The sequence below is a fragment of the Rhizobium sp. UBA1881 genome, assembly GCF_002338015.1.
GTDB lineage: Bacteria > Pseudomonadota > Alphaproteobacteria > Rhizobiales > Rhizobiaceae > Rhizobium.
In genome coordinates this window covers 1-10,498 of the sequence record NZ_DDHH01000163.1, presented here as the reverse complement: position 1 = coordinate 10,498, position 10,498 = coordinate 1, and the positions used below count along the sequence as shown (strand labels likewise).

9 protein-coding genes and 1 pseudogene are annotated in these 10,498 nt (G+C 64.7%); 6 read left to right on the top strand and 4 right to left on the bottom strand.

Translation table 11 applies throughout. The features are described from left to right. The 3 genes from B3605_RS19845 to B3605_RS19835 all read left to right on the top strand — a co-directional run. The coding region (locus B3605_RS19845) for a DUF4159 domain-containing protein (protein ID WP_296435673.1) at window positions 1-729 on the top strand (729 nt) is incomplete at its 5' end. A gap of 1 nt (window position 730) precedes the next feature. Next, window positions 731-2,800 (top strand): hypothetical protein, encoded by a 2,070-nt coding sequence (locus B3605_RS19840; protein WP_112941086.1) that lies wholly within the window; start codon window positions 731-733, stop codon window positions 2,798-2,800. 4 nt (window positions 2,801-2,804) lie between these two features. After that, entirely contained in the window at window positions 2,805-3,233 is a 429-nt protein-coding gene (locus B3605_RS19835) for a GNAT family N-acetyltransferase (RefSeq protein WP_112941087.1), read from the top strand. 9 nt (window positions 3,234-3,242) lie between these two features. Here the strand turns inward: B3605_RS19835 and B3605_RS19830 are convergent, their stop codons facing one another. From B3605_RS19830 to B3605_RS19820, 3 genes are all read right to left on the bottom strand, one after another. Then, window positions 3,243-4,556 carry an MFS transporter gene (locus B3605_RS19830; protein ID WP_112941088.1) on the bottom strand — a complete coding sequence of 438 codons (1,314 nt, stop codon included), beginning with the start codon at window positions 4,554-4,556 and terminating at the stop codon, window positions 3,243-3,245. Window positions 4,557-4,629: 73 nt separating this feature from the next. Further along, window positions 4,630-5,130: a GNAT family N-acetyltransferase gene (locus tag B3605_RS19825; protein ID WP_112941089.1), complete on the bottom strand. Its 501-nt coding sequence runs from the start codon at window positions 5,128-5,130 to the stop codon at window positions 4,630-4,632. A gap of 193 nt (window positions 5,131-5,323) precedes the next feature. Further along, window positions 5,324-6,250 (bottom strand): AraC family transcriptional regulator, encoded by a 927-nt coding sequence (locus B3605_RS19820; RefSeq protein ID WP_112941090.1) that lies wholly within the window; start codon window positions 6,248-6,250, stop codon window positions 5,324-5,326. A gap of 80 nt (window positions 6,251-6,330) precedes the next feature. Between B3605_RS19820 and B3605_RS19815 the strand changes: the two are divergent. Continuing rightward, window positions 6,331-7,159 (top strand): annotated as a pseudogene (locus B3605_RS19815) (oxidoreductase). 74 nt (window positions 7,160-7,233) lie between these two features. On the opposite strand, the gene B3605_RS19810 reads toward B3605_RS19815, so the two are convergent. Next, a complete protein-coding gene (locus B3605_RS19810; protein ID WP_112941092.1) occupies window positions 7,234-8,337 on the bottom strand; it encodes an aldo/keto reductase in 1,104 nt (367 codons plus the stop codon). A 95-nt stretch (window positions 8,338-8,432) separates the two neighbouring features. On the opposite strand from B3605_RS19810, the gene B3605_RS19805 reads away from it, so the two are divergent. Together B3605_RS19805 and B3605_RS19800 are read left to right on the top strand one after the other, a co-directional pair. Beyond that, window positions 8,433-9,323 (top strand): LysR family transcriptional regulator, encoded by an 891-nt coding sequence (locus B3605_RS19805; RefSeq protein WP_112973175.1) that lies wholly within the window; start codon window positions 8,433-8,435, stop codon window positions 9,321-9,323. A 115-nt stretch (window positions 9,324-9,438) separates the two neighbouring features. Next, on the top strand, window positions 9,439-10,425 hold the full coding sequence (locus tag B3605_RS19800) for a glutathione S-transferase family protein (RefSeq protein ID WP_112941094.1): 987 nt from the start codon (window positions 9,439-9,441) through the stop codon (window positions 10,423-10,425). The last annotated feature ends 73 nt before the right edge of the window (window positions 10,426-10,498 follow it).

Below are 10,498 nucleotides of genomic sequence, written 5' to 3'. Positions count from 1 at the left end.
CTCGACAACACCCACCTCGCCTACGTCGTCACCGGCGAGGCCGAAGTCGATCGCATCTCCGAGCGCGGCCTCGAGGGCCTGACGGAATATCTCACCTTCCGCACCACGCTCGAACCCGCCGCTCCTGTAGGCCTCGACCTGACAAAGGACGAGCTCTCCTTCTATCCGATCATCTACTGGCCGATTTCCGCCACCGCGCCCATGCCGTCGGCCGCCTCGATCAACCGCATCGACGCCTATATGCGTGCCGGCGGCACCGTGCTCTTCGACACCCGCGACCAGTTCAGCGCGCTCGACAACAGCGGCGGCAGCAGCGCGAATGGCGAGCGCCTGCAGCAGATCCTCGCCAATCTCGACATCCCGCCGCTGGAGCCTGTCCCCTCCGACCACGTGCTGACAAAGTCCTTCTATCTTCTGTCGAGCTTCCCCGGCCGCTATGCCGGCAGCCCGCTCTGGATCGAGGCGCGCCAGGACAATCGCTCCAACAACGCCAAGTCGGCGGCAACCGCCGACGGCGTCTCGCCGATCCTGATCACGGGCAATGATTTCGCCGGCGCATGGGCCGTGGACGACAATGGCGTCCCGCTTCTTCCGACCGTGCCCCCTGACGAGGCGCAGCGCGAATACGCCTACCGCAGCGGCGTCAACATCATGATGTATATGCTCACAGGCAACTACAAGACCGACCAGGTCCACATCCCCGCCCTCCTCGAACGGCTGGGACAATGACATGACGGTTGATTTCGCGCCCTTCATCCCCTGGCCGCTGCTTGCCGGCCTGACCGTCATCGTCGTCGCCATCGCCGCGCTCGCCATCTTCAGGGGCGTACGCGGCGCCTGGATCCGCACCGTCGCGGCGCTGGCGCTATTGGCAGCGCTCGCCAACCCGCTGCTGATGCAGGAGGACCGCGAGCAGCTCTCGACCGTCGTTCCTGTTATCGTCGACCGCAGCCAGAGCCAGCAGACGCCCGAGCGCATCAAGATGACCGACGACGCGCTTGCCGCGCTGAAGGACCGCCTCGCCCGCTTCCCGAATGTCGAGCCGCGCTATGTCGATGCCACCGAGCCGGAAGATTCCGACGCCCCCTCGACGCGCCTCTTCAACGCGCTGTCTGCCGCCGTCGCAGACGTGCCGCCCGCCCGCATCGGCGGCGCCATCATGCTCACCGACGGCCAGATCCACGACGTGCCTGGCGTCAACCAGGCGCTCGGCTTCGACGCCCCGATCCATGGGCTGATCACCGGCAAGGCCAACGAATTCGACCGCCGCATCGAGGTCATCAAGGCGCCGCGCTTCGGCATCGTCAACGAGGAGCAGCAACTGGTGCTGCGCGTCTTCGACGACGGCCCGAGCCCCGGCGGCACCGCCGACGTGACGGTGAAGCTCAACGGCAACGAGATCGCCACGCTGCAGGCAACGCCCGGCCGCGATACGCCCTTCTCCTTCAAGGTCGAGCGCGGCGGCAGCAACGTGCTGGAATTTTCCGTCGCCGCCCTTCCCGGCGAAGTCACGCAAGCCAACAACCGCGCCGTCCACGTCATCGACGGCATCCGCGAGAACCTGCGCGTGCTGCTGGTCTCCGGCGAGCCGCATGCAGGCGAGCGCGCCTGGCGCAACCTGTTGAAATCCGACGCCTCCGTCGATCTCGTGCACTTCACCATCCTGCGCCCGCCGGAAAAGCAGGACGGCACGCCGATCAACGAGCTGTCGCTGATCGCATTTCCGACCCGCGAGCTCTTCGTCGACAAGATCAAGGACTTCGACCTGATCATCTTCGACCGTTACCAGCATCGCGGCGTGCTGCCGATCCTCTATTACGATTACATCGCCCAATATGTCGAAAACGGCGGCGCGCTGCTGATCGCCGCAGGTCCCGAGCATGCCGGCCCGGATTCGATCGCGCTGACGCCGCTATCCTCGGTTCTCCCCGCCGCCCCGACCGGCCAGATGGTCGAAAAGGCCTTCTATCCGCGCCTCTCCGACGAGGGCAAGAAGCACCCTGTCACCCGCGGCCTCGATGGCTCCAACGATGAACCGCCGCATTGGGGCCGCTGGTTCCGCTCGGTCGGCGTCGAGCCGCCACAGGGCGAGACCGTCATGGTCGGCGCCGACAACAATCCGCTCCTGGTGCTGAACCGCGCCGGCCAGGGCCGCGTCGCCATGCTCCTCTCCGACCAGGGTTGGCTCTGGGCCCGTGGCTTCGAAGGCGGCGGCCCGCACGTCTCGCTCTATCGCCGCGTCGCCCACTGGCTGATGAAGGAACCGGCGCTGGAAGAAGAAGCGCTGACCGCCCGCGCTTCCGGCCGCACGCTCGAGATCACCCGCCAGACCATCGGCGACAATCCCGGCAACGCCACCGTGCGCTACCCCTCCGGCAAGACCGAGACGCTGCCGCTCGTCCAGTCCGAGCCCGGCCTCTTCAAGGCCGAGAAGCGGATGGACGAAATCGGCCTCTTCGAGATCCGCAACGGCGAGATGAGCACGCTCGTGCATGTCGGCGCCGTCGATGCGCCGGAGTTCAAGGCGATGATCTCCACACCTGACGTGCTGAAGCCGATATCGGACAAGACCAGGGGCCTCGTCGCCCGCGTCTCGGATACCGACGGCAATGTCGAGATACCGCCGATCCTGCCGGTGCGCGGCCAGATCCGCGTTGCCGACGACGATCGCATGCAGATCCGCCTGACCAACGAGACCGTGCTGAAAGGCATCAACACGCTGCCGCTCTTCGCGGGCTTCGCCGGCGTCGGTATCCTGCTTCTCGCCTTCGGCGCCATGTGGTGGCGCGAGGGCCGCTGACCCAATGCCACAACTCGAACTGACCGCCACACCCTCCCCCGATGACCTCGCGGTCATCGGCGAGACCCTCACCGCCTTCAACCACGCCGACGTCGGCCCAGCCGATCGCCAGACGCTGGCGGTGCTCATCCGCGACGAGGACGGAGCGGTGATAGGCGGCCTCTCCGGCTACACCGCCTGGGGCTGGCTCTTCACCCAGCTGCTCTTCATCCCCGAAAACCAGCGCGGCACCGGCCTCGCCGGCCGCCTGCTGTCGATGGCCGAAGAGGAAGCCGCCAATCGCGGCTGCCACGGCGCCTGGATCGACACCTTCAGCCCAACGGCGCTCAAGGCCTATCTGAAACAGGGATACGAAATCTTCGGCGAACTGCCGGAATTCCCGAAGGGCCGCACACGGACGTTTCTGCGCAAGGCGCTGACGCCTGAAACCTGAAAATCCCCCTTAGGCGATTGACGCCTGCCGCGTCTCCGAATCGATCGCCACCGCCGCCAGGGCCGAGACGACGAGGAAACCGGCGAAGAGGCCGATCGCAACGCCGAGCCCTTCGGAGACGACCAGCGCCATCAGCGACGGTGCGAGAAGGCCGCCGAGCCTGGCGACGGCACCCGCCGTACCCATGCCGGTCGCCCGTACCGCGGTCGGGTAGAGCTCCGGCGTATAGGCATAGAGCGCGCCCCATGTTCCGAGCAGTGCGAAGCTCATGATCAGCAGCGACGCACCGACCATGATATCGACGCTGGAGATGACGAACAGCAGGCAGCCCGCCGCCGACAGCAGGCAGAAGCCGATCAGCGTCGGCTTGCGGCCCCAGGCCTCGACGCCATAGGCGGCGAGCGCATAGCCGGGGATCTGCGCCAGCGCCACGAAAACCAGGAAGCCGTAACCTCTGACGAAGCCGAAGCCATCGCCCGCAAGCTTCGCCGGCATCCAGGTGAAGACGCCGTAATAGGAGACCGACACCAGGAACCAGATCGCCAAAATCATGACAGTGCGGCGGCGAAGCGCGCCCGAAAACACGCCTTCGGAGGCCGCGTGCGACGGCGACACCAGCTCGTCCTCGGCGCCGAGAACAGGCTTGCCGTTCGCAGCAAGCACCCGGTTGATCGTCGTCTTCGCCTCCGCGCCGCGACCGCCGCGCAAGAGATAGAGCGGCGATTCCGGCACGAACAGGCGCAGGCCGAGCCCGAGAATGGCAGGCACCGCCGTCACCGCGAAGATGTAGCGCCAGGCGTCCTGAACGCCCGCGACACTGGCAGCCCATGCCGCAAGTGCCACGATTAGCGTTCCGATCGCCCAGAAACCCTCAAGCGCCACCAGCCAGCGGCCACGGCTTTTCGACGGCAGGAACTCCGCCATCATCGCGTAATCCACCGGCAGCGTGCCGCCGACGGCGATGCCGGTCAGAAAGCGCAGGACAAGCAGGATGGTGAAACTCGGCGCGAAGACCGACAGCGCCCCGAACACCGCATCGCAGGCAACAGTGAGCAACAGCACGTTTCGCCGCCCGACCTTGTCGGCCAGCCGGCCGAAGGCATAGGCGCCGATGAGCATGCCAAGGAAGAACAGCGTGCCTGTCTGCAGCGCCTGCGGCACCGTCAGCCCGAAGCTCGCGGCGATCGAGGCGGCGGTGAAGCCGACGGCCAGCACCTGCATCGCATCCGCCGTCCAGACGAGACCGAAAATGCCGAGAAGCCGCCGTTGAAACGGTCCGGTCCCCGCGCGATCAAGCGCCTCATCGATTGAAATGCGACCCATGCCTTCTCCCCCTCAAGCATCTGAAAGACCACGCGAAGCGCAGCCCTCGTTATAGCTCAATAGAACAGATGGCCTATTTGCGCCAGCCGATCGTGCCCTTCAGCCGGCCATGCACGTCCTCGCCGAGCGGCACGACAAGCACCCGGCCCGGATCGACCGGTCCCGGAAAGGTCAGCGCGTTATAGGCGACTTTCTCGAAGCCGAGCGGCCCGTAATAGGGCGGATCGCCGACGAGGATGACGGCCTCGGAGCCCTTACGCTTGGCCGCTTCCACCGCGATCCGCACCAGTTCCCGGCCGATGCCGCGGTTCTTGTGTGAAGGGCGAACGGCAAGAGGGCCGAGCAGATGGCCGGGCACGTCGCCGGCCATCACGGGTGTCATGCGGACGGATGCGATCGTCTCGCCGTCATCGGCGCAGATGAAGGAGAGCGACAGATCATGCGGCCCCTGCTCGCGAATGCGGGCGGCGGCGCGGGTGTGCCGGCCGGGGCCGAAAGCTTCTTCGTTGATGTGTTCGATAGCGGCGTCGTGCGACGCGTCCTCAGTGAGGTAGACCAGATCGTGCTTGTGCATGAAGAGACAGAAACCGGATAGACAAAATGATGGGTTCTCGAGCACGCCCTTGGGCGTTCGGGAGCATCAGCGTCGTCGCAGGGTTCTGGATGCGGACATCAAATCGGGTTCCTGAAATCGTGAAAAGGCGGATAGCAGGAAAAAAATCGGTCGTCTATGGGAAAAGATTGCCGCCCCCGCCCCGGAGTGAAACTCAGACGATTTCACCGAGGTGATGGCGCATCCACTTAGCCTCCTCCGATGCGGTCCGCCCGAAATGCCGCTTGAAGTCGCGGCTGAACTGCGCCGGGCTCGCATAGCCGACCGAGACCGCGATCTCCGCGATCGTGCTGCTGTGGCGGGCGATCATCAGCCGCGCCTCGTGAAGCCGCATGGCCTTCACATATTGCATCGGGCTGCTGCCCGTCAGTTCCTTGAAGCGAAGATGATAGGAGGGAATGCTCATGCCCACTTGCTTCGCCAGATCGGCGATCGAGATCTCAGCGCCGTAATTCTCCCGCAGCCAGCCCAGGCTCTGCACCACTTTGCCGGACGAACCCTGCCGCTGCAGGGCGGCAATCATCGCCCCGCCCTGTGGCCCCATCAGCACCCGGTAATGCAATTCCCGCATAAGCCCATCGCCGAGAACAGTCACATCGGTGGGTTTTCTGAGTGCCGTCAGAAGACGCAGCAACACGTCCTCGATGTCGGCTGACATCCTGCTTGACACAAGGCCGCGCGGCTTCTCCTCCGCCAATCCACCATGCGCCTCGAGCTGCATGGCAATCTCGGCCGCCATCTGCATGTCGAAATCGACATAGACGGCAAGCAGCGGGCGCTCGGGGCTGGCGATCGACCGCATCCGGAAGGGAACGGGGATCGACACCGCCAGATAGTGGTCCTCGTCGTAGAGATAGACCTCCCCTTCGAGCATGCCCTGCTTGCTTCCCTGCAACACGAAAACGGCACCCGGCTTGTAGAGCACGGGGATGTCGTGAAGCACGGCCTCCGTCCGCAGCAGGCGCACCGAAGACAACGCTGTCAGGTTATACCCCTGCGCGGGAGCAAGCGCCGCGGCAAGCTCCACCAGCCTGCGGCGCGCCGAGCCGACATGGTCCACCTTGATAGGATTTGGCAACATACTCAGACAATCCGCAATCGAAACAGCTTGTCTCCAAGAGTATTTATCAATCCGCTCAATATCAAGGAGACCTGCTGATCATGTCACGCAAGACCATATTCATCACCGGCGCCAATTCCGGCTTCGGCCTCGCCATCGCTGCTCGCGCCGTGAAAATGGGCCACAAAGTCATCGGCGCCGTCCGCTCCGAGGCCTCGCGCCAAACCCTTGCCGAAGCGCTGCCCGGCGCCATCACCACGCTTTGCGACGTCACCGATTTCGACCGCATCCCCGATGTCGTGGAAAAGGCTGAAGACGATCACGGCCCGGTCGATGTCCTCATCAACAACGCCGGCTACGGCCATGAAGGGGTGCTTGAGGAATCGCCGATCGAAGAGATGCGCCGCCAGTTCGAAGTCAACGTCTTTGGCGCCGTCGCGGTCGCCAAGGCCTTCCTCCCCCGCTTTCGCGAGCGCCGCCGGGGTTTCATCGTCAATGTCACCTCGATGGGCGGCATGATCACCATGCCCGGCATCGCCTACTACTGCGGCAGCAAGTTCGCGCTGCAGAGCATATCGGCGGTGATGCGCGCCGAGATGGCGCCCTTCGGCGTCCATGTCACCGCCCTTTGCCCCGGCTCCTTCAGAACCGATTGGGGCCGGACGCTCCATGGTGAGGACGGAGAGATCCATCGCCGACTACGACGCCATCTTCGACCCGATCCGCAGCGCCCGGCAGGAAAAGAGCGGCAAGCAACTGGGTGACCCCGACAAGCTTGCCGCAGCCGTCCTCACTTTGATCGAGGCCGACGCACCGCCGCCCCAACTCCTGCTCGGCAGCGATGCCCTGAAGCTCGTATCGGAGCGCGTTCGCGAGCTGCAGCAGGAGATCGAGGAGTGGAAAGCCCTGACCATCTCGACGGATGGCTGATCGCGTCTTGAACCTGCCAATCGCGACCAGCCTGCCCTATGTTGCGCTCGAGCAAGGGCCGAGGGCGGGCGCAATCATCCCCTCGGCCAGCGCTCGACCGTCTGTCCGCCGAACAGCCGGCTGGTCGGCATCTGGAAGATGAAATAGGGGTTGAGCAGCGGCAGCGCGCTTGCCTGCTCCAGCCTCTCCAGCATCGCCCCGTCGAGATCAACATCCAGCGAAGCGATATTCTGTTGCAGCTGCTCCACGCGGCTGGCGCCGATCAGCACCGAGGAGACGCCGGCGCGCCGCGCCACCCAGGCAAGCGCCACCTCGGCTGCCGACCGGCCTATCTCTTCCGCGACTGATGTCACCACATCGACCACATCGAAATTGCGCTCGGTAAACAGCATGCCGCCGAAAGGATTGTCACCGTTCAGCCGGCCATTGCTGCCGCTTTCCGATGTCTCCGAGGTCTTGTCCGGCAAGGCGGTGGCGCGCCCGGCCTCGGCCAGCATCTCGCGGCCGTATTTGCCGGTCAAAAGACCCGCCGCAAGCGGACTCCAGGGCACCATGCCAAGCCCGAATTCGGCGCCGGCAGGCATGAGGTCGAGCTCGACGCCACGATCGATCAGCGAATAGGCATATTGCAGGCCGATCGGCTTCGGCAGTCCGTGCGCTTCGGCAAGCGTCGCGATCCGCGCCACATACCAGGCCGGCGTGTTGGAAAAGCCGTAGTGCAGGATCTTTCCGGCGCGCACGGCATCGGAAAGCGTCTGCAACACTTCATCGGCCGGCGTCGTCTGGTCCCACACATGCATCCAGTACATGTCGATATAGTCGGTGCGCAGCTTCTTCAGCGAGCCCTCGATGCCGAGGCGGATGTTCTTCGCCCCGTTGCCGCCCCAGAGCGGCGTGCCCGCGCCGCGCGGAAATCCCGATTTGGTCGCCACCACCAGCCGGTCGCGCTGCCCGCTGTCGGAGAGAAACGCACCGAGCATCTCCTCGCTTTTCCCCGCCGAATAGATGTCAGCGGTGTCGATGAAATTGCCGCCGGCATCGACATAGGCGTCGAACAGCGCACGCGAGGTCTGCTCATTGGCGCCCCATCGCCCGGCGCCGAAGGTCATGGTGCCGAGCGCCAGCGGGCTGACGATCAGTCCCGAGCGGCCGAGGGTGCGATAGCTGGTAAGGTCCATATCCGTGCTCCTTGTTCACACCCCTCCATTTAGGCCGGTACAAGCCATAGGATTAGCGGTTGCCCGCCGCATGAACTTGTGAGCAGAATGCATGAATGGAACGCGGAACACTCAACGATCTCCTCGCCTTCGCCGCCGTCGCCCGCGAGCGTAGTTTTACGCGCGCAGCCGCCGTCCTCGGCATGTCGCCCTCAGCACTCAGCCACGCGATGCGCGGCCTGGAGGAAAGATTGGGCGTCCGCCTGCTTGCCCGCACCACCCGCAGCGTCGCGCCGACTGAGGCCGGAGAGCGGCTTCTGCAATCGCTCAACCCGGCGCTGTCGGATATCGAAGGCGGCCTCGACGCACTGGCCGAATGGCGCGACAACCCCTCCGGCACCGTCCGCATCACCACCTTCGCCTATGCCGCCAGAATGGTGCTGGTGCCGAAGCTCCCCGCCTTCCTGCTCGCCCATCCCGATATCAACGTCGAGGTGATCATCCAGGACGGGTTGACCGATATCGTCGCTTCAGGCTTCGACGCCGGCATCCGCCTCGGCGAGACGGTGGACAAGGACATGATCGCGGTGCGGGTCGGGCCGGAGCTGCGCACCGTCGTCGTCGGCACGCCCTCCTATTTCGCCCGCATCCCGCCGCCGGAAACGCCTTATGATCTCGAACGCCACGCCTGCATCGGCTACCGGCTGACGACCTCGGGCGGGCTGCTTCCCTGGGAGTTCGAAAAAGACGGCAAGGAGATCAATATCCGCACCAGCGGCCCGCTTATCGTCAATGATGGCGAACTTCCGGCAGCCGCGGTGCGCGCCGGCGTCGGGCTCGGCTATCTGATGGAGCACGACGTGGCCGACGAGATCGCGTCGGGCGCTCTGGTGCAGGTGCTCGACGACTGGTGCCCGCCCTTCCCCGGCTTCCACCTCTACCACCCGAGCCGCCGCCAATCGCCGCCGGCGCTGCGCGCGCTGATCGCCGCCTTGAGCGTCAAGTAGCAATCGCACCGCCGAGCGCAATCAGCGCGTGACGCACTGTTCAATCTTTGCCCCACTGCAAAATCCGCCCAAGCGCGATATCTAACGGGCAACGAAAGATCGAAGGAGTGACACAATGGGTATGCTGGTCGACGGCGTCTGGCAGGACGTCTGGTACGATACGAAGGAGACCAAGGGTCACTTCAAGCGCGCCGCCTCGCAGTTCCGCAACTGGATCACGCCGGATGGCAGCGCCGGTCCGTCGGGCAAGGAAGGCTTCAAGGCCGAGGCCGGGCGCTATCATCTCTATGTCTCGCTCGCCTGTCCTTGGGCGCACCGCACGCTGATCTTCCGCAAGCTGAAGCGGCTGGAAGACCTGATCTCGGTCTCCGTCGTTGATCCGCTGATGCTGGAAAAGGGCTGGGAATTCAAGGTCGGCGACGGCGCCACCGGCGATCCGCTCTTCGGCGCCAAGGCGCTCTCCGACATCTATGTGAAAGCCGATCCGCACTATTCCGGCCGTGTCACCGTACCCGTCCTGTGGGACAAGAAGACCAACACCATCGTCAGCAATGAATCCGCCGAGATCATCCGCATGTTCAACAGCGCCTTCGACGCGCTGACCGGCTCGACCACCGATTTCTATCCGCAAGACCTCAGCGCCGAGATCGACGATCTGAACGCGCTCATCTATGACACCGTCAACAACGGCGTCTACAAGGCTGGTTTCGCCACCGCCCAGGACGCCTATTCGGAAAGCGTGCTCAAGCTCTTCGAAACGCTCGACATGCTGGAAGACCGCCTCGGCAAGGGCCGTTATCTGTTTGGCGACCGGCTGACCGAGGCAGACTGGCGGCTCTTCACCACGCTGGTACGGTTCGACCCGGTCTATGTCGGCCACTTCAAGTGCAACATCCGCCGCATCGCCGATTACCCGAACCTCTCGGCCTATCTGCGCGATCTCTACCAGACAACGGGGATCAAGGAGACGGTCGACTTCCGCCACATCAAGGATCACTATTACCGCAGCCACAAGACGATCAACCCGACCGGTATCGTCCCTGTCGGCCCGGAACTGGACCTCGACCGCCCGCACGGCCGCGGCGAACGCGCCGCAGCCTGAACGCAAGCTAAGCCGCCCGGCCTACCAGACCTGGTCGGGCTGCCGCTCTCCGGCGATCTCAGCAAGACGACGG

Bases quoted from the DNA above. Each gene is read 5' to 3' on its own strand.
- B3605_RS19825 (WP_112941089.1), bottom strand. From the start codon at position 5,130: ATGCACAAGCACGATCTGGTCTACCTCACTGAGGACGCGTCGCACGAC.
- B3605_RS19835 (WP_112941087.1), top strand. From the start codon at position 2,805: ATGCCACAACTCGAACTGACCGCCACACCCTCCCCCGATGACCTCGCG.
- B3605_RS19830 (WP_112941088.1), bottom strand. From the start codon at position 4,556: ATGGGTCGCATTTCAATCGATGAGGCGCTTGATCGCGCGGGGACCGGA.
- B3605_RS19840 (WP_112941086.1), top strand. From the start codon at position 731: ATGACGGTTGATTTCGCGCCCTTCATCCCCTGGCCGCTGCTTGCCGGC.
- B3605_RS19820 (WP_112941090.1), bottom strand. From the start codon at position 6,250: ATGTTGCCAAATCCTATCAAGGTGGACCATGTCGGCTCGGCGCGCCGC.
- B3605_RS19800 (WP_112941094.1), top strand. From the start codon at position 9,439: ATGGGTATGCTGGTCGACGGCGTCTGGCAGGACGTCTGGTACGATACG.
- B3605_RS19805 (WP_112973175.1), top strand. From the start codon at position 8,433: ATGGAACGCGGAACACTCAACGATCTCCTCGCCTTCGCCGCCGTCGCC.
- B3605_RS19810 (WP_112941092.1), bottom strand. From the start codon at position 8,337: ATGGACCTTACCAGCTATCGCACCCTCGGCCGCTCGGGACTGATCGTC.